The sequence below is a fragment of the Xanthomonas cannabis pv. cannabis genome (genome assembly GCF_000802365.1).
Taxonomy (GTDB): domain Bacteria; phylum Pseudomonadota; class Gammaproteobacteria; order Xanthomonadales; family Xanthomonadaceae; genus Xanthomonas; species Xanthomonas cannabis.
This window is the reverse complement of record NZ_JSZE01000026.1, coordinates 1-26,994: the sequence shown is the minus strand read 5'-3', so window position 1 is coordinate 26,994 and position 26,994 is coordinate 1. Positions and strand designations below refer to the sequence as shown.

Here is a 26,994-nt window from a genome sequence, read left to right as displayed (position 1 = left end):
GAACACGGAAGATGTTATATTATTCCACGTCGCCGCGAGTACCTGCTGGAAGTCATGCCCCTACCCACGCTTCGCCATCTGCTCGACCGCTTCGGTGCGACCGGGTCGCTGCTGTGCGCCGTGCACTGCGCGGTGCTGCCGCTGGTCCTGGCCCTGGCGCCTTCGCTGGGCCTTTCTTTCTGGCTGGGGGACGGCGTGGAACTGGCCATCGTGGTGTTTGTGACCTTGCTGGGATTGTTCAGCCTGGTCCTGGGCTATCGCCGGCACAAGGCGCTGCATGCGCTGGCATTGCTGCTGCCGGGCCTGGCGTTGTTGTGGCTGGGCCTGCTGTACGACCCGCTGCATCACTCGGTGGTGCCGCATGCGGTGGTGATGACCTTGGGCGGCACCCTGGTAGGCATCGCCCATCTGGTCAATCTGCGTCTCAACCACGGGCACGGGCATGTCCACGATGCCAGCTGCGCGCACTGAGATCGGCTGAGTCGTTCGGCGGTCGGCAGGGTGCGCCCGGCGACGCCTTGAGCTGTCGCAGGCACCTGATCGCCATGATGGGTATCCGCTACCGACCAGGCACCGGCGCGCTGCACGGGCGGGCCGCCTGCCCGGCGCCAGCGTTGGGCGGCTCTACCGTCGGGCTGCGCGCCTTGCGGCCGACGTGATAGGCTTGCCGGCCTTGCGCGAGGGCGCCGCCGGTGCAAACCTCGCCAGACCCGTGCCAGCACGGGAATTTGTATTCACATTCAGGAGTCGACGAAATGGGTAAGGGTGACCGTAAGACCGCCAAGGGCAAGCGCTACAACGCCAGCTACGGCAATTCGCGTTCGCACGCGGTGAGCAAGGTTGTCGTGGGTGCAGCTGCCCCGGTTGCCAAGAAGGGTGTGGTCAAGGCGCCGGCCAAGAAGGCCGTTGCCAAGAAGACCGTTGCCAAGGCCGGTTGATTCCAGCCACTTCGCGACATCGAAACGCGGCGCTTGCGCCGCGTTTTTTTTATGCCCGACATCAGCGCACCATGCTGTTCGTCTGCCTGTTGGCGTGCATGGACCGACGCTGGACCACGTGGACCATGCGGCGCATCACCGCCGTCGGTAGCCGCTGCAAATCAAGGCAAGACACTCAAGAGTGGCTTGCGCAATGGCATTCACCGGGGCTGTCCGTGATGGATCGGAGACAGCCTGCGCGCCTCGATGGTGCAACGTCTCTAGTGCGCTGTGTCCGCCGCCGGTGCGGTGTTCTTCGCCGCTGGGGTCAGCAACTGCTCGGCCAGCCCACGATAAATCGGCGTTTTGCACACCAGCCCCGACACCGCGCGTGCAATCAACACGGTGGCCAGGATCGGCAGCAGCATCTGGCTGGTGTCGGTGAGCTCCAGCGAGATCACCGCCGAGGTCAGCGGTGCCTGGGTCACGCCGGTGAGATAGGCGCACATGCCCAGCAGCACGAAGGTGCGCGGGTCCACGCCCGGCATCAGCACCGACAGGTTGTGGCCGATGCCGGCACCGACCGCCAGCGCCGGTGAAAACAGGCCACCTGGAATGCCCGCCAGATACGACACCAGATTGGCGATGAGCTTCATCAGCCCGAATTCGTGCCCCACCACCGCCTGCCCCTGCACCAGGCTGCGTGCCTGCTCGTAGCCGGTCCCGAAGGCGCCTTGCCCGAACACCAGCGCCAACCCGACCAGGGCTACGCCGCACAACGCCGCCAACAGCACCGGGTGGCGCCGGCGCAGGCTGCCCAGCCAGCGCGGCTTGCCACTGACGCTGGCCAGCACCAGACGCGCAAAGATCCCGCCCAGCAGCCCGGCCACGCTGCCGCACAGCGCAATCGCCAGCCAGGCCTGGCCCAGTGGCAAGGCCACCGCCACCTTGCCGAAATACGTGTAGTTGCCCAGCACGCCCAGCGACACCACGCCGCCCACGATCACCGCGGTGAGCAGGGTGCCGGAAAAGCGGTGCTCGAAGCGCCCGCTCAATTCCTCGATCGCAAACACCACCCCCGCCAGCGGCGTGTTGAACGCCGCGGCAATGCCGGCGGCGCCGCCGGCCAGCACAAAGTGCGAGAGCTCGCGTGGATCATGAAAGCCGAACCAGCGCCCGAACACATGCATCAGGCTGGCGCCGACATGCACGGTGGGGCCTTCGCGCCCGACCGAGGCGCCACCCAGCAACGACAACGTGGTCAAGGCAAGCTTGCCGATCGACACGCGCAGCGACAGGTTGGTCTCGCGAAACGCCGGGTCCGGATGCTCCAGCGCGGCGATGACCTGCGGAATGCCGCTGCCACGGGTAGGACGCAGGGCGCCGGCGGTGAGCCAGGCAAGCAGGGCGAAGATGCCCGGCGTCAGCAGCAGTGCCCACCAGATCGAGTGCGCGGTGATGCGCTGGAACAGGTGGAAGGCCGCATCGCTGGCCTTGGCGAACACGATCGCCACCAGGGCCACCGCGATCGCACCACCCCACAGTGCTGCGCGGCGACGCCAGCCTGCGCTGGACAACAACGGCCGCAGACGATGCGGCGACGGATCGGGAACGGACATCGCAGTATTGTCGCACCCACCGGCCGTCGCCGGTGAACAGTGTGCTCAGTGCATCAGTGTGTGACGTCCGGCGGCACGCGCAGTGCCGGCAGCAAGGTGGCCGGGTTGCCATCGTTCGGCGCAGCCGCAATGCCCAGCAGGCGCGTCATCAAGGCATACACATCGACGTTGTCGAAGCCGGGCAAGGTCTTGCCCTGTGCCAGGTCCGGGCCTTGCGCCACGAACACTGCACGCATCGATGGCAGCGCCGGGTCGAAGCCGTGCGAGCCGCGCACGCCCTGCTGCGGGCGCCTGGCCAGTTTGTCCGGGAACAATGCGTCCCAGCCCTCATGCATCTGGCACACGATCGGTGGAATGCGCGGGTTGCTGCCGTAATGCCAGTGCGTCGGCAATTCTTCCTTGCGCCAGCAGTCGTACTGCGCATGCATGCCGAGCAGGGCGGCTTCGGCGGCGGCCTGTTGCCCGGGCATTGGCGCAAACCCGATCACCTGCCCGTCGGTGAGCGCGGTGGCCACCGTGGCCGGCGCGATGTCTTCCACGCTGATCGCATGGCCCGGCGCCACCTCGGCCATACCGTGGTCGGACACCACGATGATGTTGGTGCGCGCGCGGGTGCCGTCGCGCTGCATGCCGGCCAGCAGCCGGCCGATAGCGGCATCCACCGCGCGCACGCTGTCGGCGTATTCGCGCGACTCCGGGCCGTGGTCATGGCCGGCTTCGTCCACGTGTTCGAAGTACAGCGTGACCAATCGCTTGCGCGCGGCGCCGGAGTCGTTCAGCCAGCCGAGCACGGTGTCCACGCGTGCGTCCAGGCTGACGCCTTCTTCGTAATGGCGCCACTGGGTGGGCCGCACGCCCTGGATCGCCGCTTCGCTGCCCGGCCACGACCATGTCGCCGCATGCAGGCCGGCGTTTTCTGCGCCTACCCACAACGGCTGGCCACCCCACCAGCGCGCATCGCCTACGGCCTCGGGCTTGCTCAGCCAGAAACTGCCCAGCGCTGGGTCGCGCATGCTGTTGTGCACGATGCCGTGGTGGTCCGGGCGCAGCCCGGTGACCAGCGTGTAATGGTTGGGAAAGGTCAGCGACGGATACGACGGCGTCATCCAGCGCGCACGCACGCCCTCGCGCGCCAGCTGCGACAGGTGCGGGGTAATGCCGCGGTCGAGCATGTCCGCACGCAGCCCGTCGATGGAGATCAGCAGCAAGGTGTGCGCGCTGGCATCGGCTGCCGCGTCCTGTGCGGGCGACGCGGCAGCGGGCGAGGGTGGCGCAGCGCCACGGACGGAAGCTTGGGGAGTACAGGCCGCGAGCAGCACGCTGACCATTGCGGCGAACACAAGACGTCGGTCGATCATGCACGCGAGTGTAAGGCGCGTCGATGACGCCGCGAAGTCAGGGCGTGTGGGGCGGGTGTGCGTGGGCGAACAGATCGTCGGCGCGTGCACGCTGGCGTGACGACCAGCCCTCCAACTGCAACAACGCCTGCTTGGTCGGCAGGCCGCCGCCGAAGCCGGTCAACGCCCCGTTGGCGCCGATCACGCGGTGGCACGGCAACACGATCGGCAGCGGGTTGCGGCCGTTGGCAGCGCCCACCGCACGGCTGGCGGCAGGCCGCCCCACCGCCTGCGCCAGTTGCACGTAACTCCAGGTCTGGCCGAACGGAATCTGCGCCAGCGTGTGCCAGACCTCCAGTTGAAACGGCGTACCGGCCGGCGCCAACGGCAGGTCGAAACGGCGTCGCCCGCCGTGCAGATAGTCCAGCAGTTGCTCGCGCGCCTCGCGCACCAGTGCGGCCTCCGGATCGTGCACCCAGCGCGCCCGCCCGGCCGCGTCGTAACGGTTCTGCGCGAACAGGATGTGGCGCACGCCAGCGTGGTCGGCGGCCACGGTCAGCGCGCCGATCGGCGACGGGAAAGTGTCGTAACGCACTGCGCTCATGGGCGGGGTTCCTTGTGATCGACGGCCAGATGCCACAGGTGCAGCACCGCATACGCGCGCCATGGCCGCCAGGCCTGCGAGCGCGCCTCGGTGGCGCGCTCGCTCAGCCGCTCCGGCGCGCCAAGCACCTGCTGCAGGATCAGATCGCCGGCCGGAAACGCGTCCGGATGCGACAGCGCGCGCATGGCGATGTAGTGCGCGGTCCACGGCCCGATGCCGGGCAGGGCAGTACAGGCCGCGACGAAATCGACCAGCCGCTGGCCGGCACCGAACTGCAGCCGGCCCTGCGCACAGGTGCCGCCCAGCGCCCGCAAGGTGGCGGCGCGGGCGCGTGGCAGGCCCAGCTGTTCCAGCGGTGCGTCGGCCAGTTGCGCGGGGGTTGGAAAACTGCGGTCCAGGCCTGGCGGCATGTCGGCATGCTGGCCGCCGTGGCGGTCGACCAGGCGCGCCGCCAGCGTCGTGGCACCGGCCACGCTGATCTGCTGGCCCAACACCGCACGCACGGCCACTTCGAACCCGTCCCATCCCCCCGGCACGCGCAGGCCGGGCCGGCGGGCAATCGCCTCGGCCAGCAGCGGCTCCCGGGCAAGCGTGGCGTGCACGGCCTGCAGGTCCGCGTCCAGGTCGAACAGCCGGCGCACGCGGCGCACGATCTGCGGGATCCGGCGTGGGTCGGTGGCGCCGATGCGCAGCAGCAGCTCGGCGCGCTGCGGCGCCGGTGCGACCTCGATCACGCTGGCGTTGCCGGGCGTGCCGATCACGCGCCGGTAGCTGCCGGCATCGATCTGCTCGATCCCCGGGATCGCGCGCCGCCGCAAAAATGCCAGCATCGCCGGCCAGTCCAGCGGCGGCCGATAGCCCAGGCGCAGCGTGAGTTCGCCGCCGGAGACTTCGGCGCGCTGCTTGCGCAAGGCCGACGGCGGCATCCCGCAGCCCTGCACGAAGGCCGCATTGAAACGGCGCAGGCTGTTGAAACCCGCGGCCAGCGCGACCTCGGTCACCGGCAGTGCGGTTTCGGTGAGCAGTTGCTTGGCCAGCAGCAGCCGACGCGTGCCATGCACCTGGATCGGCGTGGCGCCGAGCTGCTGCACGAACTGCCGCTGCAACTGCCGCGCACTCACGCCGACCGCATTGGCCAGGGTCTGCACCGGCTGCTCCTGCAACACCCCGTCGGCGATCATCGCCAGGGCACGCTGCACGCTCTCGTCGCCCAGATGCTGCTGCGCCTGCGGCGACAGCTCCGGCCGGCAGCGCAGGCATGGCCGGTAGCCGGCTGCACTGGCCGCCGCCGCGCTCGGGTAGTAGCTGACGTTGCCTGGCTTGGGCGCCGGCGCCGGGCACACCGGGCGGCAATAAATGCCGGTGCTGCGCACGGCGGTAAAGAACAGCCCGTCGAAGCGCGCATCGCGCGCCAGGCGGGCGCGGTCGCATTGGGTCCGGTCGGGCGTGAGCGATTGCATGGCGCCAGTCTATGCGCTGCCCATCGCCCCGGCTGGCCGTTTTCGGACAGCACTGTGCTCAGCGTGACGCCGCCTTGTCCGACGCGACGATGTGCAACCGCCGCGACTTCAGCGTCGCTGTGCCGGAGTGCGATGCCACCGGATGCTACGCACGCGTGCCGGCAGCTGGCCTGACAGGTGCCAGGTTAAGGTCGGGTTCGGGGCATGCGGCGCGTCCGCCCTAGACTGGGAGCCCGCTCACGCCCTCGATGGCCCGCACCCGATGTTGAAACCGCTTTGCCTGTCCCTTGCGTGTCTGCTTCTGCTGGCGGCGTGCGATCGCACCGGCACCTCCGCCGATGCCGCGATGGCGCAGCAGAACGGCGGCGCGCAGGCCGGCGACGGCGACCATATGGTGTCGGTGGATACGCCCGAGCCGGTGCCGCCCCCGCGCCCGCGTACCCAGGCCGGCGAGGCGGGTTGGCCGCAGGCCGAGCTTGACGCCGGCCAGGCCTGGATCAGCTGCGCCACCGATTACGGAAAGGAGGCCGGCGACGGCACGCTGCTGCCGGCGCTGGATCGGGCCAGCGTGGAAGCGGCGCTGGCGCCGTGCCGCGACACCGGGCTGCTGCGGGTGCGCTACGCCGGCAAGATCAACGCCGGCTTTGCCGCGCTGGTGTGGCGGCTGGCGGCAGTGGCCGAGCAGTGGCGTCTGCCGCATCGCATCCTGGATCTGGACTCCAGCGGCGGGCAGGTGGAGGCCGCGATCCGCGCCGGCGACATCATCGGCGAATCCAACTGGACCATCTGGGTGCGCGAAGGCTCGATCTGCCACAGTGCCTGCGTGTTCGTGCTTGCCGCCGGCGACAACCGTCTGGTCGCCGGCAAGGTCGGCATTCACCGGATGATGCGGATCAGCTCCAAGGCCACTTCGCGGGCCGAGCTCAATCGCGAGTTGCGCGAGGTCTACGGCAACGTCAAGGATTACCTGGAGCGCAACGGCGTGGCAGTGGCGGTGGCCGACCTGATGATGACGGTGCCCAACCGCAGCCTGCGCCTGCTCACCATGGAAGAGCTGCGCGAATACGGGCTGGACGGCACCAATGCCGTGCAGGACGACCTGGAGCGAATCCGCCAGATGCGCAAGTGCGGCGATGCGTTCGTGCGCCGCAAGGATGCGTTTCTGGTCGCCTTCGACCAGAAGTGCAAGGGCGAGGGCGCGGACCTGGATGCGGTCAACGCCTGCGGCCTGGCCTTGAAGCAACGCTTCGGCTTTCCGGATGCGGCCTGCCCGGAAGAAAGCCCGCTGGCGGAAACCGACGCGGCGGCCCTGCCGACCACCCCGGCGGCCGACGCGCAGCGCGATGCCGCCCCCGCCGAGCAGGCACCGGCCGCACCGGACGCCCAGCCGGCCGCCGAGTCCGCGCTGCCGTCAGCCGCCCAGGCCGACGGTTGAGGCCGGCCGCAGGTTTCACGCGTATCGCACTGGGCGCTGCCTATCGTCGCCGGAACACAACCGAGCCGGGGGGGCAGTATGCGAGGAAAGACCAAAGGCGTTTTGCTGGCATATCTGCCGTCCGCCCTGCTGGTGCTGGTGGGCTTTGGCGTGGCCGAACTGCTGCGTGTGGCCGCTGCCGCACTGCGCGAGCAGTGGCCAGCCACCCTGGCGATGTGGCTGAGCCTGGCGGCCTTGATTGCGGCCATCGCGCGCGCGTTCTGGGTCAGCTGGCGCCTGTGGCGACCACGTAGCGTGGCGACGGTGCCGCCCGCACCAGGCGGTGAGGTGTAGGCGCTGCGCTCGACAGGCACTGTTCTCGCCTTCGGATGCGGCGCGCGCGATGGGCTGCCCACCTCATCCCCATCAGGCAGACCTGCGCAGTGCGCCCGCGCGGCACCGACCAGACATTTTCCGGCGATTCCATTGCGACATCCGCAGCTGCACTTGTGTTGCGCAGGTCGCGCCATAGACTGCGCAGCGCACCGCATGCTGCGGCCGTTTCTTCCATCCGATCCGTACAAGGTCCCTGTCCCATGCTCCGTCCTCGTTTGCTTGTCGCGTTTGTGCTGGCTCCCGCGCTGGCGTTTGCCCAACAGCCACAGCCGTCCAGCCGCCCGGCCACCGCCACGCAGGCAGCGCCGTCCACGCAGCGGCCGTCTGCGGCGCAGCCGGCTCCCGCCCCGAGCGCCGCCCAGCAGGCCCAGGTGGCCAAGCAGGACATCGAAATGACCCAGGCCGCCCTGCGCGTGGCGCAGATGGTCGATGCCAATAAAGCCGCTTCGTTGTGGGACGGTGCGTCCGCTGTCGCCAAGACTGCGGTCAAGCGCGACGCCTTCGTCGCCCAGCTGGCTGGCGAGCGCGCGCGCCTGGGTGCGGTGGTCGGGCGCGGCCAGAGCTCGGTAACGCGGGTGAAGTACGGCCCCGGTGCGCAGGTGCCCGAGGGACTGTACGTCAACGTCAGTTTCCCGACCCGGTTTGCCAATGCGCCGCAGCCGGTGCGTGAACTGGTTTCGTTCCGTCTGGACGAAGACAAGACCTGGCGCGTTGCCGGCTACAGCCTGCGCACGGCGGCCAAGTGATGGTGCCGCTTCCCGGGAGCCTTGCATGCAACTGACCATCGAACTGCAGATGCTCGGCTGGGCCATGGTGCTTGGCCTGGTACAGCTGTTGGCCGCCTCCGGCAGCATGACGGCCCAGCGTGGCACCAAGTGGAACGCCAGCGCCCGCGACGGCGAGGCCAAGCCGCTGACCGGCGTTGCGGCGCGTCTGGACCGCGCGTTCCGCAACTATCTGGAGACCTTTCCGATCTTCGCCGCCGCCGTGCTGGCGGTGAGCGTGGCCGGGCGCACCAGCGCAGACACCGCGCTGGGTGTGCAGCTGTATCTGTGGGCGCGCGTGGCCTATGTGCCGGCCTATGCGGCCGGCATTCCCTACGTGCGCAGCGCGATCTGGGTGGTGTCGTTCTGGGGCATCGTCAAGCTGCTGCGCGCGCTGCTGGGCTGGTGACGCGTGGATGCGCGCCTGATCCTGATCAAGGGGCAGGCCAGGGATAGCGTCTAGACTGGGCGCATCGGCAGTGGCGGGTGCGCAGCATGCAATCGGTGGATATCGCGATCATTGGCGCCGGGCCGGTCGGGCTCGGTTTTGCACGTGCCCTGGCCGGCAGCGGCCTGTCGGTCGCGCTGATCGACCAACAGCCGCGTGAGTCGCTTGCCGAACCGGCCTTCGATGGACGCGAGATTGCGCTCACGCACGCCTCGCGTAGCGTGCTGGAGCAATTGGGCATCTGGCAGCAGTTCCCCGTAACGGCAATCTCGCCACTGCGCGATGCGCGCGTCATGGATGGGCATTCGTCCTTTGCGCTGACCTTTGCCGCGGCTGCGCCAGCTGCCGGGGCGCTGGGCTGGCTGGTACCCAATCATCTGATCCGTCGCGCCGCCTGGCAGGCGGTGCAGACGCAGGATGGACTGCAGATCCACTGCGGTTGCAGCGTGCACGCGCTGCACCACGGTGCCGGGCGGGTGGAGCTGCAACTCTCCGACGGGCAGCGGCTGTCGTCGCGCCTGCTGGTTGCGGCCGACAGCCGGTTTTCCACAACCCGGCGGCTGCTCGGCATCGGGGCGCAGTTGCGCGATTTCGGCAAGACCATGCTGGTGTGCCGGATGCGCCACGCGCTGCCGCATCAGCATGCGGCGTGGGAGTGGTTTGGCTACGGCAAGACGCTGGCGCTGTTGCCGTTGCACGGTCACCGCGCCGGCGCCGTGCTCACCCTGCCGCCGCGACAGGTCAACGCACTGCTTGCGCTGGATGAAGACCAGTTCGGCGCCGCCGTCAGTGACGCATTCGAGCATCGCCTCGGCCGCATGCACCAGGACGGCAGCCGGCATGCCTATCCGCTGGTTGCCGCCTACGCGCACCGGTTCGTGGCCGAGCGCGCGGCCTTGATCGGCGATGCGGCGGTGGGCATGCATCCGGTCACCGCGCACGGGTTCAATTTTGGATTGCAGAGCCAGGCGCGCCTGGCCGAGCGCGTGCGTGCCGCCGCCGCTGCCGGGCGCGACATCGGCAGCGGCGGCCTGTTGCATGACTACCAACGCGTGCACCGCCTTGCCACGCGGCCCTTGTTCGAGGCGACCAATGCCCTGGCTGCGCTCTACACCGATGACCGCCTGCCGGCGCGCCTGTTACGAGGCGGCGCGCTGCGTGCGGCGCATGCGATCGCTCCTTTCCGGCGGACGATTGCGGCACATTTGACCCAGCGCAGCTGACGCGTCGAGAAGACCGTCCCAAGTTGATCGTCACCACATCGCGGTCGGATGGCGTGGTCACAAGCGTCAGGCTGTGCTGCACGATGGCCGCCCGATGCAGGCGGTCCGCCCGTGTTGCAGCCATGCGCCTGATCATCCGGGAACGGCGCGATGTTGCGCTGGCCGCTCAACGCGCGTCATGCAGGGTGGTCGGCATCCGGGTCCATCGCCAGCACACGAATCTCCACCTCTTCCAGCTGCACCAGCTGGCCCGGACGAATCTTCGCGGTCTTGCGCAGTTCCTGCACGCCATCGACGCTGACGGCACCGCTGGCGACGATCGCCTTGCCCTGGCCGCCGCTGTCGGCGATGCCGGCCAGCTTGAGCAGTTGATTGAGTTCGATGTACTCGCCGTCCAGGTCGAATTCCAGGAATTGCATGCTGCGCTCGATGACAGGAAGACGGCGATTATCCGCCCGATGTTGCCGGCAGCACCACTGCAGTAGCGCGCCGCACGGCGCTGCGCTGCAGTGGCACATGCATGGGCGGTGCGCCGTCGCCGATGGTGTTTCCCGGCAAGCGCCCCGCGTTCACTGGCGACGCAAGCGCGCGATGTCCTGCAGCAGTGTCTCGGCACGGCTCAGGCTACGTCCGGCGTGTGCGGTGTCGATGCGGTCCAGCCACGGGTGCTGCGGGCGCTCCAGCCGCCGATAGCCGCACTAGGTGCCGACGCCGCCGAGCACGCCGACCAGCGCATTGAGCAGTAGCCAGGCCCGCGCGGGCTGGCGCTGGTGAGGCTGCGCCACGCGGCGTCGGCCACCGCCACCCATAGCGCCCAGAAGGACAGGCTTAGCCACGGCGCCACGCGTGTCCGCCAGCGGCGCAGATGCGGCCACCTTCACCACGATGCCGCGGTGCTGCAGCAGTAAGGCGCTGAAGCGGGTTTGCAGGTCTGTGCCCAGGGGAATGACTCCGGGGGCGTTGGGTGGGGGAAGGGGCTCGCAGGGATGATTCGCCGACGCGGGCAATACGTCACAACCTGAACGGAACGTCACGGCCCTTCGACAGGAGGGGGTCTAAGGGCGCACACTATGCTGCTTTGCGCCTGCCGGCTCCGTGCGGCGCCTCCGGAGTTACCCATGACCCAAGAATCTTCCGCGCCGCTGCTGTTTGCAGACCTCGGCCTCTCGGACGCTGTGATGAAAGCCGTCGCCAACGTTGGCTACGAGTCGCCGTCGCCGATCCAGGCCGCCACCATTCCCGCGCTGCTGGCAGGCCGCGACGTGCTCGGCCAGGCGCAGACCGGTACCGGCAAGACCGCCGCGTTCGCGCTGCCGGTGCTGTCCAACGCCGACCTCCACCAGGTCAAGCCGCAAGCCCTGGTGCTGGCGCCCACCCGCGAGCTGGCTATCCAGGTCGCCGAGGCGTTTCAGAAATATGCCGAGGCCATTCCCGGCTTCCGCGTGCTGCCGGTGTACGGCGGCCAGCCCTATGCCCAGCAGCTGAGCGCGCTCAAGCGCGGCGTGCATGTGGTGGTGGGCACCCCGGGCCGGGTGATCGACCATCTGGACCGCGGCACGCTGGACCTGTCGCAGCTCAAGACCCTGGTGCTGGACGAAGCCGACGAAATGCTGCGCATGGGCTTTATCGACGACGTCGAAGCCGTGCTCAAGAAGCTGCCGGAGCAGCGCCAGGTGGCTTTGTTCTCGGCCACCATGCCGCCGGCCATCCGCCGCATCGCGCAGACCTATCTGAAGGATCCGGCCGAAGTCACCATCGCGGCCAAGACCACCACCTCGGCCAACATCCGCCAGCGCTACTGGTGGGTGAGCGGGCTGCACAAGCTGGATGCGCTGACCCGCATCCTCGAGGTCGAGCCGTTCGACGGCATGATCATCTTCGCGCGCACCAAGGCCGCCACCGAAGAACTGGCGCAGAAGCTGCAGGCACGCGGCATGGCTGCGGCCGCCATCAACGGCGACATGCAGCAGGCCGCGCGTGAGAAGACCATCGCCCAGCTCAAGGACGGCAAGCTGGACATCCTGGTCGCCACCGACGTGGCCGCCCGCGGTCTGGACGTGGAACGCATCAGCCACGTGCTCAATTACGACATTCCCTACGACACCGAAAGCTACGTGCACCGCATCGGCCGTACCGGCCGTGCCGGGCGCACCGGCGACGCGATCCTGTTCGTGACCCCGCGCGAGAAGGGCATGCTGCGCTCGATCGAACGCGCTACCCGTCAGCCGATCGAAGAAATGCAGCTGCCGAGCGTGGATGCGGTCAACGACACCCGCGTGGCGCGTTTCATGACCCGCATCACCGAGACCCTGGCCGGTGGTCAGATCGACATGTACCGCGATCTGCTGCAGCGCTACGAGGCCGAAAACAACGTGCCGGCGATCGATATCGCTGCCGCGCTGGCCAAGTTGCTGCAGGGCGACGCGCCGTTCCTGCTGACCCCGCCGGTGCGTGGTGCGCGCGAAGAGTTCGCACCGCGCGAGCGCAACGACCGTGCCGACCGTGGCGAGCGTCCGCGCTTCGAGCCGAAGTTCGAGCGTGGTCCGCGTGCCCACGACGGCGAGCGCGCACCGCGTCCGCCGCGCGGCGACGATGCCGGCGGCGAGCGCCCGCGTCGCGAGCCGGCCCCACGCGGCGAGCCGGAGTTCGGCATGGAAAGCTATCGCATCGAAGTGGGCCACACCCACGGCGTGAAGCCGGCCAATATCGTCGGTGCCATCGCCAACGAGGCCGGCCTGGAAAGCCGCTACATCGGCCGTATCGACATTCAGGACGATTACTCGATCCTGGACCTGCCGGCCGACATGCCGCGCGAGTTGCTCACGCACCTGAAGAAGGTCTGGGTGTCCGGTCAGCAGCTCAACATGCGCAAGCTGGAAGACGGCGAAGCCGCAGCGTCGGCGGCCAAGCCACGCTTCCCGCGAGGCGGCAAGCCGTCCGGTCGCCCGAACGGCCCGGGCCGCCCGATGGATCGCGCCGGCGCGCCGCATCGCAAGGGCCCGCCCAAGCCGCGCGGCGAGTAAGCGCGGCCGGGGCCGGCGGCCATCGGCAAGTGCTGCAAGTGGTTGATTTTGATATGCCTATAAGCGCATAGCCAGCCCGGTCTCGTTGCCGGGCCCGTTCCAGCGCCGCCCTTGACGCCGTCCCGCCGCCTGCAGCCGGCCCGACCGGCCGTCCGGCACGCGAACCCTGCCATACAGACTGGGCCATTGCGGCCGTTACTGCCTTCAGGCGCCCACTGGGCGCCTGAATCGCATCGGGGCGGCGAAGGACGGATGGCAATGGGGCAGGCGGCACGCGGCAAGAGTGGTGGGCAGACCCTGCATCTGGTGCGCGGCTGGATGACGCTTCCTTTGGCGCTCCTGATCGGCATGGCGGTGGCAATGGCGGTGATCTCGGCGCTGGTGATCGAGATCCAGTCCGGAGCCACCGCCTGGATCGTCGGCGAGAGCCACTGGTCCAAGGCCCAGCAGGAGTCGGTCTACTGGCTGGAGCGCTATCTGGGAAGCGGCGACCCCGCCGATCTGCAGGCGGCCTGCCGGGCGCTGGAGGTGCCGCTGGGCGATCGCTCGGCGCGCATCGCGGTCGAGCAGCCGGTGATCGACTGGGACACGGTCTACGCCGGGCTGGCTGCCGGCCGCAATGCCCGTGAGGACATGTCGCAGATGGTGCGGCTGTATCGCTATGGCCAGCGGGTACCGCATCTGGGCGAGGCGATCGCGCTGTGGAAACAGACCGACAGCGACATCCTGCAATTGAATGCGCTGGCCGACCGGGCCGCGTCCGCGCAGGCCACCGCCACGCCCGACCCGCGCACCGTGCAGGCGCTGCGCGATGAGCTGCACCTGCTGGACGCACGCATGCGCCGCATCGCGGCGGAATTTCTGGTGTTGCTGACCCGCTGTGCGCGGCTGTTGCACGATGTAATGGTGGTCTGCAGCCTGGCCACCTTGCTGCTGGTGCTGACCACCTGCGTGCTGGCCATGCGCCGTATCCGCGATTACCTGCTGTCGCACGAAGGCCGCTTCCGCACCGCGTTTCAGCAGGCGGCGCTGGGCATGGTCAAGTTCGATCTGCGCGGCCACGTGCTGGACGCCAACGCCTCGATGGCCAACATCCTGCGCTATCGCCCGGAGGAACTGCAGGCCTGCACACTGGCGCAGGTGATGCACCCGGACGACATCGTGCTGGACAGCCGCGGCATGATCGACTGGCCACGCCTGCTGCAATCGGGCGAGCTGCGCTTCCTGCGCGCCGATGGCGGGGTGATGTGGGGGCGCTGGAGCGCGTCGCTGGTGGAGCCTGGCCCGGAAGAACCCACACTGGTGCTGGCGGTGATCGAAGATGTCTCGCACGCGCACGAGCTGGCCGACGAAGTCGCCTACCACGCGCGCCACGATGCCTTGACCGGCTTGATCAACCGCCGCGAGATCGAACGCCGGTTGCTGAAGCTGATCGAGCTGCCGCAATCGCCACAGTTGTGCCATGCGCTGTGCTTCGTGGACCTGGATCATTTCAAGCTGGTCAACGACACCTTCGGGCATGCGGTCGGCGACAAGTTCCTGTGCCACTTCGCCGATGTCATCACCATGCAGCTGCGTCCGGGCGACTGGCTGGGGCGGCTGGGCGGCGACGAATTCGCGATCCTGCTGGCCAATACCGATCTGGCGCAGGCGCAGGCCCTGCTGGAGCGCATGCACGGGGTGCTCGGGCAGCCGTGGAGCCATCAGGATGGCAAGCCGCTGACGCCGAGCTGCAGCTTCGGCGTGGTGGAAGTCTGCCACGGCGCCAGCGATGTCAACGCACTGATGACCGCGGCCGATCTGGCCTGCTATGCGGCCAAGGAAGAAGGCCGCAACCGGATTCGCTGCTTCAGCGAAAATGATCTGGCATTGGCGCGCCGCCGCCATGACGGTGGCTGGATCAGCGCGGTGCAGCAGGCCATCGCCGAAAGCCGGTTGCTGCTGTATGCGCAGAAGATCCAGGTGCTCAGCGACCCGGGGCGGGTGCAGTACGAAGTGCTGGTGCGCATGCGCGCGCGCGACGGGCGCGTGCTGAGCCCCGGCGAGTTTCTGCCGGCGGTGGAGCGCTACGGGCTCGGGCGCATGGTCGATGCCTACGTGCTGGAGACCCTGTGCGCGCACCTGGCCGACAACCCGATGCATGTGGCCACGCTGGACTTGTGCCACGTCAATTTGTCAGCGCAGTCGATCGCGCAGCCGGATTTTCTGGATTTTGTCTGCGCCCTGTTCGAGCGCTACCCCACCTTGGTGCCCAAGCTGTGCATGGAAATCACCGAGACCGCGGTGATCGGCGATCTGGAGCACGCGCAGCGTTTCGTGCAGAGCGTGCGCGCACGCGGCTGCCACGTGGCGCTGGACGACTTCGGCAGCGGGCTGGCCTCGTTCGGCTACCTCAAGCAGTTCACCGTGGATGTGCTGAAGATCGATTGCGGGTTCGTGCGCAATTACGCGCACGATGCGGTGGACCGCGCGGCGGTGCATTCGATCGCCCAGGTCGGCCTGGCCCTGGGGATCGAGGTGGTGGCCGAAGGGGTCGAGTCCGAAGCCGATATTCCCGGCCTGCGCGAGGCTGGCGTCGGCCAGGTTCAGGGCTTCAGCCTGCACCGCCCATGCCCGCTGGAAGACCTGGTCGCGCCGCAGCCGCTGCTGGCAAGCACCGGATGAGGCCTGCGGGCAGGCGTCGCGGTAGCGGCGCACGGCGATGCGAGAGTGCGTTGCCGGCGCCAAATCGCCGATAATCCAACGATGACGATCCGACTCAACAAACACATCGCCGATACCGGCTTCTGCTCACGCCGCGAGGCCGATCGGCTGATCGGCGAGCGCCGTGTCACCGTCAATGGCGTGGTGGCCGGCACCGGGGCGGTGGTGGGCGAGCAGGACACCGTGCTGGTGGATGGCCAACCGCTGCGCGCGCGCGAAGCCAAGAAGCCGGGCGGGCGCAAACATGTCTATATCGCGCTCAACAAGCCGGTGGGCATCACCTGCACCACCGAGAGTTCGGTCAAGGGCAACATCGTCGACTTCGTCGGCCACGAGCAGCGCATCTTTCCGATCGGGCGGCTGGACAAGGAGTCCGAGGGGCTGATCCTGCTGACCAGCAACGGCAACATCGTCAATGAAATCCTGCGTGCGGAAAACCGCCACCAGAAAGAGTACCTGGTGGCGGTCAACAAGGCGGTCACCGACGAATTTCTGCGCGGCATGGCACGTGGCGTGCGCATCCATAACGAGACCACGTTGCCGTGCCGTACCGCGCGCATCGCCAAGTTCGGCTTTCGCATCGTGCTGGAGCAGGGCCTGAACCGGCAGATCCGGCTGATGGCCGCCGAGTTCGGCTATCGGGTGACGCAGTTGCGGCGGGTGCGCATCGACAACATCAAGCTGGCGGCGCTCAAGCCGGGGCAATGGCGCAACCTCAGCGATGCGGAACTGCGCGGATTGCTGCCGCAGCGCACCGACTGGTGAGCCGGCGCGCCGGATGAACCGCAGACTGCGCGAACGGCCAGCCGTCGCCTGCGCAGAGCGCTCGCCCGACGGGGCTCCGGCATACTTCCGACGCTAACGACTCAGCAGGGGGCTGACCGCGTGATCAAACCGCAATTGCCAGGGAACGAAGCCGAACGGCTGATCGCCCTGCGTCAGTACGAGCTGCTGGATTCGCCACCCGAACGCGCCTTCGACGACCTCACGCTGGTGGCGTCCACCGTGTGCGAGACGCAGATGGCGGCCGTGGTGCTGGTGGATGCGCATCGGCAGTGGTTCAAGGCGGCCCATGGCGTGCCGCGTAGCGAAGCCCCGCGCGATATCTCGTTCTGCGCACATGCCATCCTGCGCCCGGACGAGGTGATGACGGTCGAAGACACCTTGCTGGACCCGCGCTTTTTCGACAATCCGATGGTGACCGGGGAAGGCGCGGTGCGCTTCTATGCCGGGGCGCCGCTGGTCACCAGCGACGGCATGCCGCTGGGTTCGTTGTGCGTGTTCGATCAGGCGCCGGCGCATCTGCGCGACGCCCAACGCGCCGCGCTGCAGGCATTGTCGCGGCAGGCCTCGCATCTGCTGGAACTGCGTTTGGCAGGCAAGCAGCTGCGGCAGCAACTGCGCGAGCGCGACTGGTACGAGCAGCAGATGGCGCAGTATTACGCGGCGATGGAGGCGGTCAATGCCGATCTGGTCGAGCAGACCCGCACCGACCCGCTGACCGGCCTGCCCAATCGTCGCGCGTTCACCGCTGCGCTCGCCGCCGCCACGCAGCAGACGCGCGTGGCCAATCAACCGCTATCGGTGGCCTTGCTGGACGTGGACCACTTCAAGGTGGTGAACGATGTCCATGGGCATGACCAGGGCGATCTGGTGCTGCGCGAGCTGTCGGCGCTGTTGCGTGCGCATGCGGCCGGCGCGGGCACGATTGCGCGCTACGGTGGCGAAGAGTTCGTATTGCTGCTGCCCAACGTGGACCTGCAGCAGGCGCGTGTGCAGTGCGAATACCTGCGCCAGAGCGTGGCGACGATGACGCTCGCGCTGCCGGTGACGGTGAGCATCGGCGTGGCCATGCTGTACCCGCACGAGAGCGTGGAGGCGGTGATCAAGCGTGCCGACCAGGCCTTGTACGCGGCCAAGCGCGGCGGCCGCGATCAGGTGGTGGCGCTGGAGTAGCGCGTGGCTTGCCGGGTGGAGCTTCGTGGCCGGGACAGCGCAGGACGCGTGTGTGCAGCGCCGCGACGGTGCTGCAGCTGTACGGCCGGCCAGTGCGGATGTCGCTGGCGCACCCGCGTGACGATCGGATCAATCGATGATGTTCTTCGCCTCGGCGGTGCCGAGCAGTTCCGGATGCACCACCTTGCGCCGGCGTTCCAGCACCGGATGCAGGAACACGGCGCCAAGAATGATCGCCACGCCCAGATAGAACTGCAGGGTCAGCTCGCGCTGCTCGCCGAGCAGGGCGATGGCCAGCACGATGGCGTAGACCGGTTCCAGGTTGGTCACCAGTTGCACCGAATACGCGCTCAGATGACGCAGCGCCATCAGCGCCAGCGCAAACGGCAGCAACGTGCAGGCCAGTGACAGGGCGAGCAGCAGCACACCGTCGTGCAGGCTGGGCAGGACCAGCAGGCTGCCATGCAGCGATGGCAGCAACAGCGGCATGGCCGGCGCCAGCACGGTCAGGGTCAAGGTGCCGGCACCCAACTCCAGTGCGGTAACGGTCAGCGGGTCTGCATGCGCGACCATGCGCTTGTTGAGCGAGCCGAACAGGCCGACGAAGACCGCCGAGATCGCGCCGACCACCACGCCGGCACGCATGCCATCGGGCACGCCGCCAACCACCAGCGCCACCCCCGGCAGCACCGCCAGACCGAACAGCAACTCGCGCGAACGGAACGGCCGCTGCGTGACCCACGGCTCGATCACCGCGGTGAACACCGGCGCCAGGGCGATGCAGGTCGCCGCCACCGAGGCATTGGCCAGCTTGATCGCGCCGTAGAAGGTGAGCCAGTGCAACGCCACCAGCGCGCCGATGCCGCAATAGCCCAGCACCACGCGCCCGGACAGCCCGCGCAGCCCGCGCCACACGCGTGGCCACAAGGCCAGCGCCACCACCACGATCAACATCCGCCACCACACCAGCGGCAAGGCCTGCAGGGTGATCAATTTGCCCAGGATCGCGGTGATGCCCCAGAGCAGCACGCAGAAATGAATTTGCAGTTGCGCCTTGCGCAGGTCGGTCGTGGGCATGCGCCATTGTCGCCGAAAAGTTGCGTGCCGACGTCGGGCGGCGACGGCAGCTTGGCTGGCGATGGCAGTCCCGCTCCCGGCTGCAGCGGGTACCGAGTACCAAGTACCAAGTCCCTCTCCCCCTGGAGAGACGCGAGGGTACGGCTTACCCATTGCCCATGACTGCTGCACCATGCACGGTGTCGCTGGGGGCCCAACGCCACGGTGAGCGCGTAAGACCATTCGCATGATCGGTGCGAAACGATCATGGCGATCATGGCCGGGCAGCAGATGTGAGGTCGTCGCACATCGCCACTTGTCTGCCACGTGCCACCGTAAAAAACTGCCGCACGCACAACGGCGTGCAACGTCGGCGAGGCAGCTAACCTGCCGACAATGCCTTCAACAACGCCATCGCCGCCGCCGGATTGCGTTCCTTTGCCGCACTGATGAAGAACACGAACACCTCGCGCGGCGCAGCAGGCGTTTTCGACGGATCTTCGATGTGCGGCAGATCGTCCGGGTCTTCGCCGCGGCGCCATGCCTGGATGCGTTCGGCCCAGCGTGCCAGCGCAGGCGCGGGGTAGCCCGCATGCAGGCGCGCCTGGCTTCGCATCAGCCGCGCGTAGATAACGTCGGTGGAGAGGTCGGCGAAGGAGGGGTGTTCGTCCGAATCGGTGAATACCGTCGAGACGCCATGGCGGCGCACCAGCGCCAGCAACGACGCATCCACCGCATCCGGATCGCGGATTTCCAGCACGTGGCGCAGCGTGCGGCCGCCCGTGTGCCTGGGCAGCAGTGCCAGGAAGTCGTCCAGGTCGTCGGCCTGCAGGCGATGCCCGTGTTCGAACTGCCACACCAGCGGGCCAAGCGTGTCGCCGAGCTCGACAATGCCGCCGACGAAGTCCTCCACCTGGGCCCTGGTGCCCGCCAGTCTGCGCGACTGGGTAATACGTCGCGGCGCCTTGGCCGAGAACACGAACCCGGGCGGCACCTCGTCGCGCCACTTTGCATAGGTTGCCGGCTTCTGCGCGCCGTAATAGGTGCCGTTGATTTCGATGGCGGTGACGTGGCGGCTGGCGTATTCCAGCTCGCGGCGCTGCACCAGTCCTTCCGGATAGAACATGCCCGCACGCCAAGGCGCGTACACCCAACCGCCGATGCCGACGTGGATGCCATCCAGGGAGGGCGGGGCGGAAGCGAACAGATCAGTCATCGCAGGAGTACTCGCTGGCAGTAGGGCACGGTTGCGGCGCGTGCTGCGCGAATCCGGCAGCGACCGCGGCGCATAGCCTGGCGCATCCGGACTGGATGGGGCGTGAGAACGGCGGCGTTGCGGCGGCGACGGCCGTGCGCGGTGCGACGGACTGCAGCGGACGCAAGCATATCGATGGTGCAACCGTCAGCCACGCCATCGCACGCCTGCCAGCCTGGCCCCACCGCGACATACGGCAGCCAGCGCCCGCACGCCAGCGCAGCCGGCTACCATGCCTGCATCGCCGCATGAGACCGTCTCGATGACCTGGACCACTCCCGATCTGTGTGACCGCTTTCCCGAGGTGAGCGTTGCCGAGCCATTGTTCCGCCACTTCGGCGGGCGCACCGCCTTCTGCGGACCGATCGCAACGGTGCGCTGTGTTGAAGACAACTCGCGCGTGCGCGAACTGGCCTCCATGCCGGGCGACGGGCGGGTGCTGGTGGTGGACGGGCAGGGCTCGTTGAAGCATGCGCTGCTGGGCGACCAGATCGCAGCGCAGGCGGTGGCCAATGGCTGGGCCGGGGTGGTGATCCATGGCTGCGTGCGCGATGTCGAGATCCTGGGCACGCTGCCGCTGGGTGTGCTGGCCTTGGCTGCCTGCCCACGCCGTACCGAACGGCGCGACCTGGGCGATGCGGAGGTGCCGGTGAATTTTGCCGGCGTCCCGTTCGTGCCCGGGCACTGGCTCTACGCCGACGCCAACGGCGTGCTGGTGACGCCGCTGCCGCTGTCGCTGGACAGTGCCGGTAGCACACCCTGATCGACAACAGGAGGACGTGGTGGTGATCGTGAACCGATGGCTGACGGGAGGCGTGCTGATGCTGGCAACCCTGGTGACAACGACGCATGCGGCCGACCTGCCGGCCGGCATGCAGCAGTTCGACGCGCAGATGGAACGCGTGCGTACCCAGTTCGACGTGCCCGGCATCGCCGTGGCCATCGTCAAGGATGGCCAGGTGGTGCTGGAGCGTGGCTACGGCGTCCGCGAGATCGGCAAGCCCGATCCGGTGCAGGCCGATACGCTGTTTGCGATCGCCTCCAACACCAAGGCGTTCACCGCTGCCTCGCTGTCGATTCTGGCCGACGAAGGCAGGCTCTCGCTCGACGACAAGGTCATCGACCACCTGCCGTGGTTCCGCATGTCCGACCCGTATGTCAGCGACCAAATGCGCATCCGCGACTTGCTGGCGCATCGCAGCGGCCTGAGCCTGGGCGCAGGCGACCTGTTGTTCTGGCCAACCACCAGCTACAGCACCGAAGAGGTCGTGCAGCGGCTGGCCAAGGTGCCATTGAAAGGCGGTTTCCGCGATCGCTATGCATACGACAATATCCTGTACGCCGTGGCGCAGAAGGTGATCGAGCAGGTCTCCGGGCAACCCTACGCTGCGTTTCTGCAGCAGCGCATCTTTGCGCCGGTGGGCATGCGCGGTACGCGCTTCAACGCCGATCATCTGCAACCCGGCGACACCGCGGCGGTGGGCCATGCTAAGTACGACTTCACCGAGTTGCGCACGGTGGCGCCATTGACCTGGTCCAACAATTCCGGTGCCGGCGGCATCTACTCCAGTGCGCACGACATGGCGTTGTGGATGAAGGTGCAACTGGCCGGCGGCGTATTGCCGGACGGCACACCGCTGTTCAGTGCAAAGCGGCAGCAGGAGATGTGGTCGATGATCACGCCGATCGCCGTCGCCGCTCCGGCAGTGCCCGAACTGGCCGGCGCGCAGCCCAATTTTGCCGGCTATGGCGAAGGCTGGAGCCTGAGCGACTATCGCGGCCATCGTCTGGTGTGGCATACCGGCGGCTGGCCCGGCATGGTATCGCGGCTGACGCTGGTGCCCGACCAGAAGCTGGGCGTGGTGGTGCTGACCAATCAGGAAGTCGGCGCGGCGTTCAATGCGGTGACGCTGCAGGTGCTGGACGCATTCCTGCAGGTGCCACCCACCGATTGGACCGGGGCGTACGCCAAGGCCGTGGCCAAGGCCGGCAGCGAGGCCGATACCAGTTGGAAGGCGCATCAGGACGCACGCGCGGCACGCTCCACGCCGTCGTTGCCGCTGCGCGGCTATGCGGCGACCTATCGCGACCCCTGGTATGGCGATGTGGTGATCCGCCAGGACGGCAAGCGGCTGCGCCTGCAGTTCACCAAGACCGCCCAATTGGTGGGCACGCTGGAGCATTGGCAGCACGACAGCTTCATCGTGCGCTGGGACGACCGTTCCTTGAACGCGGATGCCTTCGTCAACTTCGCGTTGACCCCGGACGGTGCGGTGCGCGAGATGCGCATGCAGGCGATTTCGCCGCTGACCGATTTCAGCTTCGATTTTCAGGATCTGCTGCTGACGCCCGTGCAGACGCAGGCCGCTGCGCCGAAGTGAAGCGGCGCTCGGTTGCCGGGCGCTCGCTGTCCTGCAGTGCGCTGCTGGCCGGAGTCGGTTGCGGCCGGCGGCCACCGCAGCGCAGCTCTGCACGCTGAAGTGGTCATGGCGCCCGGCGCGTGCAGCGTTGCAGCGACCGCCGCCGCGTCGCTACCGCCGGGCGGCGCGTGTGGTTATGATCCGCGCACTTCTCAAGGATGTCGCCGCACGCATGACCACCCCACAGATGTCGGTGTATTTCTTTCTGCAGGCTGCAGCCATCCTGTTGGTGTGCCGGTTGGTCGGGCTGCTGGCCAAGCGCCTGGGGCAGCCGCAGGTGGTCGGCGAGATGATTGCCGGGGTGATGCTGGGGCCATCGTTGTTCGGCCTGCTGGCGCCGGGCGCTCAGGCGGCGTTGTTCCCCAAACAGACGATGGATGTGTTGTACGTGTTCGCGCAGTTCGGCGTGGGCCTGTACATGTTTCTGGTCGGGACCGACTTCCGCGGCGATCACTTCCGCGCGCGCTACCGCAGCGCGATGAGCGTGTCGCTGGCCGGCATCGCGGTGCCGTTCGCGCTGGCATTTGCGATGTGCCCATGGCTGCTCACCGTCGATGGCCTGTTCTCCGAGAAGGCCAAGCTGACGGAAGCGTCGCTGTTTCTGGGCGCAGCCATCGCCATCACTGCCTTCCCGATGCTGGCGCGCATCATCCACGAACGCGGCCTGACCAAGAGCCCGCTGGGAACGCTGGCGTTGACGGCTGGCGCGTTCGACGACGCCGCGGCGTGGTGCATCCTGGCGGTGGTGCTGGCCAGCTTCGGCGGCAGCTGGGGCAGCGCCTATCTGGCCATCGGTGGCGGCGTGGGCTACGCGGTGTTCATGATTTTCGTCGGACGGCATCTGTTGCGTCGCCTGGCCGATCACGTGGTGCCGGATCAGCCGCTCAGCAACAGCGTGCTGGCGATCGTGCTGATGCTGTTCTGCGTGAGCGCGTGGGCGATGGATGCGATCGGCATCCACGCGGTGTTCGGTGGCTTTCTGCTGGGTGTCTGCCTGCCCAAGGGGCCGTTGACGGAAAAACTGCGCGAGATGATGCAGCCGTTCGTGGTGGTCTTGCTGCTGCCGTTGTTCTTTACCTATTCGGGCCTGAAGACCCAGCTCAGCGTGCTGTTGCAGCCGCAGATCATGCTGGCCGGTGTCGCGATCCTGGCCGCATCGTTCGTTGGCAAGGGTGTGGCCTGCTGGGCCGCGGCGCGCGTTACCGGTGAAAACAACCGCGACGCGATGGCGATCGGCTCGCTGATGAATGCGCGCGGCCTGATGGAGCTGATCATCATCAACATCGGCCTGCAGGCCGGTGTGATCGAGCAGGGCCTGTTCTCGGTACTGGTGCTGATGGCGATCCTGTCCACGCTGATGGCGACGCCGCTGTTCAACTGGATCATGCGGCGCCACGCCAACGTGAGCGATGCGGTGCCGAGTCTGCAGCAGCGCTGAGCATTGGCAGCGGCGTCGATGGCGACGCCGCTGCATGGGCGAGTGGACCTCATCCGGTTCTGGGCTGGCTACGCCATACTGGCATCGGATATCCGCAATCGAGTCGTCATGACCAAGGCAAGAAAGAAGGCCGCGCAGCAGGCGGTGCAGGCACCGGCGCCGATCTATCAATTGCAGATCGCGCTGGCGGGCAGTGCGCCGCTGGTGTGGCGGCGGATGGTGATTGCGGGGTCGCTCCGTCTGGCGACCGTGCACCGCGTGCTGCAGGCTGTGATGGGCTGGAGCGGCGCACACCCGTACGAATTCGACTTCGGCGGTGGCCGCTATGGCGAGGCCGGGCTGGATGTGCCGGAGCGCTCGCGGCTCAAGCATGCCGCCCGGGTCACGCTGGAAAGCGCGGTGGGCGAGCTTGGCGAATTCGCCTATTTCTATGGTGCCGGCGCTGGCTGGACGCACACGCTGCAGGTCGAGGCCGTGCTGCCGCCGGACGCGGGCCTGCGCATCGCGCGCTGCATCGAGGGCACCAATGCCTGCCCGCCGGAACGCAGTGGCGGGATCGACGCCTACCAGGCGCTCTTGCAGATCATCGCCGACACGGACCACCCGCAGCATGTGCAGGAGCTGGCCACGCTCGGTGGGCGTCTGGATCCAGCCCATTTCGATCTGGCCGAGGTCAACCGGCTGCTGGCGCGGATTCGCGAGTAGATCCAGATACCGACAGTGCCGTGGCGTGCAGGTGCAGCAACATGGGCACCCACGCCCGGACGCTGCCACCGCGGTAGGCCAGGCCGCCGGATCGACGCACTGCGGCTTGACGCCCGATCGGCTAGCCTGACGGCCCGGTGTTAGCGAAGTATATGCAATGTTCCGCTGGTTCGAATCCCTGATCGACATCTTTCCGCCCATCGAGCGGGAGATGCCGCCACGCAGCGTGTGGCGGTTCTATCTGCACTACCTGCGGCCACTGTGGCCGATACTGCTGGCCACGCTGATCGCGGGCTTGTTGCTGGCCTTGGTGGAAGTGGCGATGTTCGACTTCCTCGGCCGCATCGTGGACATGTTGAATGAGCGGCCAGGGCCCGACTTCTTCCGCCGCCACGCCAGCGAACTGGCGTGGATGGCGGGGATCACCCTGATCGCGCGGCCGTTCTTCACCGGCCTGCACAACCTGCTGGTCAACCAGGCGATCGTGCCGGGGTTGAGCAACCGCTCGCGCTGGCTGATGCACAACTATGTGGTGCGGCAGAGCCTGGGGTTTTTCAATAACGATTTCGCCGGCCGCATTGCGAACCGCGTCATGCAGACCGGCACGTCGCTGCGCGAATCGGCGGTGCAGATGGTCGATGCGCTGTGGTACATCGTGGTCTATACCGGCAGCGCGTTGTGGCTGTTCGCTCAGGCCGATCCGTGGCTGATGGCGCCGCTGTTGATCTGGCTGGTGGTGTATGTCGCGCTGATGGCGTTCTTCGTGCCGCGCATGAAGGCGCGCGCCTGGATCGCGTCGGACGCGCGCTCCAAGGCCACCGGGCGCATCGTCGACGGCTACACCAATATTTCCACGCTCAAGCTGTTCGCCCACGCCGGCCGCGAGGAAGCCTATGTGCGCGAGGCGATCGACGAGCTGGCGGTCAAGCATCGCGGGCAGACGCGTGTGACGACCTCAATGGACACGGCCATCGCAGTGGCCAACGGGTTCCTCATCGTCGGGACGTGCGGGCTGGCGCTATGGCTGTGGAGCCGCGGGCAGATCAGCGTTGGCGCCATCACCCTGGCGACCGGGCTGGTGATTCGCATCCACAATATGTCCGGCTGGATCATGTGGACGGTCAACGGTATTTTTGAAGATATCGGCACCGTGCAGGACGGCATGCAGACCATCTCGCAGCCGGTGCAGGTGCAGGATGTGCCGACTGCGGTGCCGTTGCAGGTGACGCAAGGCCAGGTGCGGTTCGAGCACATCCATTTCCATTACGGCAAGTGCGGTGGCGTGATTGCCGGGCTGGATCTGCAGGTGCGCGCCGGCGAAAAGATCGGCCTGGTGGGGCCCTCGGGCGCCGGCAAATCGACGTTGGTCAATGTGCTGTTGCGGCTGTACGACCTGGAGCAGGGGCGCATCCTCATCGATGGGCAGGACATTGCGCAGGTCACGCAGGACAGCCTGCGCGGGCAGATCGGGTTGGTGACCCAGGACACCTCGCTGCTGCATCGCTCGATCCGCGACAATCTGCTGTACGGCCGGCCGCAGGCCAGCGACGCGCAGATCCTGGATGCGGTGCGCAAGGCGCGCGCGGAAGGTTTCATCGACACGCTGATCGACGGCGAAGGCCGTCGCGGCTTCGATGCGCATGTGGGCGAGCGCGGCGTCAAGCTCTCCGGCGGTCAGCGCCAGCGCATCGCGATCGCGCGGGTGCTGTTGAAGGACGCGCCGATCCTGGTTCTGGACGAAGCGACCTCGGCGCTGGATTCGGAAGTGGAAGCGGCGATCCAGGACAGCCTGGATGCGCTCATGGGCGACAAAACCGTCATCGCGATTGCGCACCGGCTGTCGACCATCGCGCGCATGGACCGGCTGGTGGTCATGGATGCCGGCCGCATCGTCGAAACCGGCACGCATGCCGAGCTGATCGCGCATGGCGGGCTATATGCACGGCTGTGGGCGCGCCAGACCGGCGGATTTGTTGCGGCAGATGCGTGACGCAAGGCAGTGCGCGGTCGTTGCGTGACACGCGCGCGGTCGTTGCGCGACAGCTAGGCGCCGGCTCGCCGCTCGCCAAGAAATAGCAACAGAGCAAGCCCCTCTCCTGCGGGAGAGGGGTTGGGGTGAGGGTACGGGGCGAAGCCACTTGGTGCCTCATCTCCAAAGCGCCTGGCGACGCGTTCCACAGCGCCGGCCGCAACAACGTCACCAGGCGCCCCTCATCCGCCCCTACGGGGCACCTTCTCCCGCGCGCGGGAGAAGGA

The 26,994-nt window shown here is 67.8% G+C and carries 23 protein-coding genes and 2 pseudogenes; 16 read left to right on the top strand and 9 right to left on the bottom strand.

Annotated elements, in window-relative coordinates; translation table 11 throughout:
* Positions 1-54: 54 nt before the first annotated feature.
* Both OZ10_RS06305 and OZ10_RS06300 read left to right on the top strand, forming a co-directional pair.
* Entirely contained in the window at positions 55-471 is a 417-nt protein-coding gene (locus OZ10_RS06305) for a MerC domain-containing protein (RefSeq protein ID WP_039411298.1), read from the top strand.
* A gap of 284 nt (positions 472-755) precedes the next feature.
* Positions 756-938 carry a 30S ribosomal protein THX gene (locus OZ10_RS06300; RefSeq protein WP_008571876.1) on the top strand — a complete coding sequence of 61 codons (183 nt, stop codon included), beginning with the start codon at positions 756-758 and terminating at the stop codon, positions 936-938.
* Between the two features lie 260 nt (positions 939-1,198).
* Here OZ10_RS06300 and OZ10_RS06295 read toward each other — a convergent pair whose 3' ends face one another.
* Genes OZ10_RS06295 through OZ10_RS06280 form a run of 4 tightly spaced genes read right to left on the bottom strand, consistent with a single transcriptional unit; the run spans position 1,199 to position 5,937 of the window.
* Entirely contained in the window at positions 1,199-2,536 is a 1,338-nt protein-coding gene (locus OZ10_RS06295) for a chloride channel protein (protein WP_039564194.1), read from the bottom strand.
* Positions 2,537-2,589: 53 nt separating this feature from the next.
* On the bottom strand, positions 2,590-3,894 hold the full coding sequence (locus OZ10_RS06290) for an alkaline phosphatase family protein (RefSeq protein WP_039564193.1): 1,305 nt from the start codon (positions 3,892-3,894) through the stop codon (positions 2,590-2,592).
* Positions 3,895-3,931: 37 nt separating this feature from the next.
* Complete coding sequence (locus tag OZ10_RS06285) at positions 3,932-4,477, bottom strand: methylated-DNA--[protein]-cysteine S-methyltransferase (protein ID WP_039564189.1); 546 nt, start codon at positions 4,475-4,477, stop codon at positions 3,932-3,934.
* Positions 4,474-5,937: a DNA-3-methyladenine glycosylase 2 gene (locus OZ10_RS06280; RefSeq protein WP_039411309.1), complete on the bottom strand. Its 1,464-nt coding sequence runs from the start codon at positions 5,935-5,937 to the stop codon at positions 4,474-4,476. The genes OZ10_RS06285 and OZ10_RS06280 overlap by 4 nt, the downstream gene beginning before the upstream one ends.
* 262 nt (positions 5,938-6,199) lie before the next feature.
* On the opposite strand from OZ10_RS06280, the gene OZ10_RS06275 reads away from it, so the two are divergent.
* The 5 genes from OZ10_RS06275 (at position 6,200) to ubiM (ending at position 10,182) form a co-directional block, all read left to right on the top strand.
* On the top strand, positions 6,200-7,372 hold the full coding sequence (locus tag OZ10_RS06275; RefSeq protein WP_039411311.1) for a COG3904 family protein: 1,173 nt from the start codon (positions 6,200-6,202) through the stop codon (positions 7,370-7,372).
* Positions 7,373-7,450: 78 nt separating this feature from the next.
* Entirely contained in the window at positions 7,451-7,705 is a 255-nt protein-coding gene (locus OZ10_RS06270) for a hypothetical protein (protein WP_039411313.1), read from the top strand.
* 242 nt (positions 7,706-7,947) lie between these two features.
* Positions 7,948-8,493, top strand: a complete 546-nt coding sequence (locus tag OZ10_RS06265; RefSeq protein ID WP_039411315.1) for a DUF4019 domain-containing protein — start codon at positions 7,948-7,950, stop codon at positions 8,491-8,493.
* A gap of 25 nt (positions 8,494-8,518) precedes the next feature.
* Positions 8,519-8,920 (top strand): MAPEG family protein, encoded by a 402-nt coding sequence (locus tag OZ10_RS06260; RefSeq protein ID WP_039411317.1) that lies wholly within the window; start codon positions 8,519-8,521, stop codon positions 8,918-8,920.
* A gap of 86 nt (positions 8,921-9,006) precedes the next feature.
* Positions 9,007-10,182, top strand: a complete 1,176-nt coding sequence (gene ubiM / locus OZ10_RS06255; protein ID WP_039411319.1) for a 5-demethoxyubiquinol-8 5-hydroxylase UbiM — start codon at positions 9,007-9,009, stop codon at positions 10,180-10,182.
* Between the two features lie 176 nt (positions 10,183-10,358).
* On the opposite strand, the gene OZ10_RS06250 is transcribed toward ubiM, so the two are convergent.
* The 3 genes and pseudogenes from OZ10_RS06250 to OZ10_RS22075 all read right to left on the bottom strand — a co-directional run.
* Positions 10,359-10,601 (bottom strand): RNA-binding S4 domain-containing protein, encoded by a 243-nt coding sequence (locus tag OZ10_RS06250; RefSeq protein ID WP_039411322.1) that lies wholly within the window; start codon positions 10,599-10,601, stop codon positions 10,359-10,361.
* 150 nt (positions 10,602-10,751) lie between these two features.
* Positions 10,752-11,047: pseudogene (locus OZ10_RS22820) on the bottom strand (hypothetical protein); the annotation flags it as partial.
* Positions 11,046-11,129 (bottom strand): annotated as a pseudogene (locus tag OZ10_RS22075) (RNA polymerase subunit sigma-70); the annotation flags it as partial. The pseudogenes OZ10_RS22075 and OZ10_RS22820, both read right to left, overlap by 2 nt.
* 171 nt (positions 11,130-11,300) lie before the next feature.
* Between OZ10_RS22075 and OZ10_RS06240 the strand changes: the two are divergent.
* The 4 genes from OZ10_RS06240 to OZ10_RS06225 all read left to right on the top strand — a co-directional run bounded on the left by OZ10_RS06240 (position 11,301) and on the right by OZ10_RS06225 (position 17,864).
* Positions 11,301-13,205, top strand: a complete 1,905-nt coding sequence (locus tag OZ10_RS06240; protein WP_039412979.1) for a DEAD/DEAH box helicase — start codon at positions 11,301-11,303, stop codon at positions 13,203-13,205.
* Between the two features lie 258 nt (positions 13,206-13,463).
* Entirely contained in the window at positions 13,464-15,869 is a 2,406-nt protein-coding gene (locus OZ10_RS06235; RefSeq protein ID WP_039412985.1) for a putative bifunctional diguanylate cyclase/phosphodiesterase, read from the top strand.
* Positions 15,870-15,950: 81 nt separating this feature from the next.
* Positions 15,951-16,673: a pseudouridine synthase gene (locus OZ10_RS06230; protein WP_039412988.1), complete on the top strand. Its 723-nt coding sequence runs from the start codon at positions 15,951-15,953 to the stop codon at positions 16,671-16,673.
* Between the two features lie 81 nt (positions 16,674-16,754).
* A complete protein-coding gene (locus OZ10_RS06225; RefSeq protein WP_372363125.1) occupies positions 16,755-17,864 on the top strand; it encodes a GGDEF domain-containing protein in 1,110 nt (369 codons plus the stop codon).
* A 129-nt stretch (positions 17,865-17,993) separates the two neighbouring features.
* On the opposite strand, the gene OZ10_RS06220 is transcribed toward OZ10_RS06225, so the two are convergent.
* Positions 17,994-18,941, bottom strand: coding sequence for a DMT family transporter (locus OZ10_RS06220; protein WP_039412993.1), 948 nt, complete (start codon positions 18,939-18,941; stop codon positions 17,994-17,996).
* Positions 18,942-19,302: 361 nt separating this feature from the next.
* Positions 19,303-20,136: a DUF72 domain-containing protein gene (locus tag OZ10_RS06215; RefSeq protein WP_039412995.1), complete on the bottom strand. Its 834-nt coding sequence runs from the start codon at positions 20,134-20,136 to the stop codon at positions 19,303-19,305.
* A gap of 301 nt (positions 20,137-20,437) precedes the next feature.
* On the opposite strand from OZ10_RS06215, the gene rraA reads away from it, so the two are divergent.
* The 5 genes from rraA to OZ10_RS06190 all read left to right on the top strand — a co-directional run bounded on the left by rraA (position 20,438) and on the right by OZ10_RS06190 (position 26,728).
* Entirely contained in the window at positions 20,438-20,938 is a 501-nt protein-coding gene (gene rraA / locus OZ10_RS06210) for a ribonuclease E activity regulator RraA (protein WP_039412998.1), read from the top strand.
* Between the two features lie 22 nt (positions 20,939-20,960).
* A complete protein-coding gene (locus OZ10_RS06205) occupies positions 20,961-22,556 on the top strand; it encodes a serine hydrolase (RefSeq protein WP_039564221.1) in 1,596 nt (531 codons plus the stop codon).
* Positions 22,557-22,767: 211 nt separating this feature from the next.
* On the top strand, positions 22,768-24,033 hold the full coding sequence (locus OZ10_RS06200) for a cation:proton antiporter (RefSeq protein WP_039413010.1): 1,266 nt from the start codon (positions 22,768-22,770) through the stop codon (positions 24,031-24,033).
* Between the two features lie 108 nt (positions 24,034-24,141).
* Complete coding sequence (locus OZ10_RS06195) at positions 24,142-24,738, top strand: plasmid pRiA4b ORF-3 family protein (protein ID WP_039413001.1); 597 nt, start codon at positions 24,142-24,144, stop codon at positions 24,736-24,738.
* Positions 24,739-24,895: 157 nt separating this feature from the next.
* Positions 24,896-26,728 (top strand): ABC transporter ATP-binding protein, encoded by a 1,833-nt coding sequence (locus OZ10_RS06190; RefSeq protein ID WP_039413005.1) that lies wholly within the window; start codon positions 24,896-24,898, stop codon positions 26,726-26,728.
* Positions 26,729-26,994 lie beyond the last annotated feature (266 nt).

What these genes read in the sequence shown, in the direction of transcription:
- OZ10_RS06275 (WP_039411311.1), top strand. Translation starts at nt 6,200, where the DNA reads ATGTTGAAACCGCTTTGCCTGTCCCTTGCGTGTCTGCTTCTGCTGGCG.
- OZ10_RS06300 (WP_008571876.1), top strand. Translation starts at nt 756, where the DNA reads ATGGGTAAGGGTGACCGTAAGACCGCCAAGGGCAAGCGCTACAACGCC.
- OZ10_RS06260 (WP_039411317.1), top strand. Translation starts at nt 8,519, where the DNA reads ATGCAACTGACCATCGAACTGCAGATGCTCGGCTGGGCCATGGTGCTT.
- OZ10_RS06215 (WP_039412995.1), bottom strand. Translation starts at nt 20,136, where the DNA reads ATGACTGATCTGTTCGCTTCCGCCCCGCCCTCCCTGGATGGCATCCAC.
- OZ10_RS06235 (WP_039412985.1), top strand. Translation starts at nt 13,464, where the DNA reads ATGGGGCAGGCGGCACGCGGCAAGAGTGGTGGGCAGACCCTGCATCTG.
- OZ10_RS06200 (WP_039413010.1), top strand. Translation starts at nt 22,768, where the DNA reads ATGACCACCCCACAGATGTCGGTGTATTTCTTTCTGCAGGCTGCAGCC.
- OZ10_RS06190 (WP_039413005.1), top strand. Translation starts at nt 24,896, where the DNA reads ATGTTCCGCTGGTTCGAATCCCTGATCGACATCTTTCCGCCCATCGAG.
- OZ10_RS06280 (WP_039411309.1), bottom strand. Translation starts at nt 5,937, where the DNA reads ATGCAATCGCTCACGCCCGACCGGACCCAATGCGACCGCGCCCGCCTG.
- OZ10_RS06295 (WP_039564194.1), bottom strand. Translation starts at nt 2,536, where the DNA reads ATGTCCGTTCCCGATCCGTCGCCGCATCGTCTGCGGCCGTTGTTGTCC.
- OZ10_RS06240 (WP_039412979.1), top strand. Translation starts at nt 11,301, where the DNA reads ATGACCCAAGAATCTTCCGCGCCGCTGCTGTTTGCAGACCTCGGCCTC.
- OZ10_RS06305 (WP_039411298.1), top strand. Translation starts at nt 55, where the DNA reads ATGCCCCTACCCACGCTTCGCCATCTGCTCGACCGCTTCGGTGCGACC.
- OZ10_RS06230 (WP_039412988.1), top strand. Translation starts at nt 15,951, where the DNA reads ATGACGATCCGACTCAACAAACACATCGCCGATACCGGCTTCTGCTCA.
- OZ10_RS06250 (WP_039411322.1), bottom strand. Translation starts at nt 10,601, where the DNA reads ATGCAATTCCTGGAATTCGACCTGGACGGCGAGTACATCGAACTCAAT.
- OZ10_RS06270 (WP_039411313.1), top strand. Translation starts at nt 7,451, where the DNA reads ATGCGAGGAAAGACCAAAGGCGTTTTGCTGGCATATCTGCCGTCCGCC.
- ubiM (WP_039411319.1), top strand. Translation starts at nt 9,007, where the DNA reads ATGCAATCGGTGGATATCGCGATCATTGGCGCCGGGCCGGTCGGGCTC.
- OZ10_RS06285 (WP_039564189.1), bottom strand. Translation starts at nt 4,477, where the DNA reads ATGAGCGCAGTGCGTTACGACACTTTCCCGTCGCCGATCGGCGCGCTG.
- OZ10_RS06290 (WP_039564193.1), bottom strand. Translation starts at nt 3,894, where the DNA reads ATGATCGACCGACGTCTTGTGTTCGCCGCAATGGTCAGCGTGCTGCTC.
- OZ10_RS06220 (WP_039412993.1), bottom strand. Translation starts at nt 18,941, where the DNA reads ATGCCCACGACCGACCTGCGCAAGGCGCAACTGCAAATTCATTTCTGC.
- OZ10_RS06265 (WP_039411315.1), top strand. Translation starts at nt 7,948, where the DNA reads ATGCTCCGTCCTCGTTTGCTTGTCGCGTTTGTGCTGGCTCCCGCGCTG.
- rraA (WP_039412998.1), top strand. Translation starts at nt 20,438, where the DNA reads ATGACCTGGACCACTCCCGATCTGTGTGACCGCTTTCCCGAGGTGAGC.
- OZ10_RS06195 (WP_039413001.1), top strand. Translation starts at nt 24,142, where the DNA reads ATGACCAAGGCAAGAAAGAAGGCCGCGCAGCAGGCGGTGCAGGCACCG.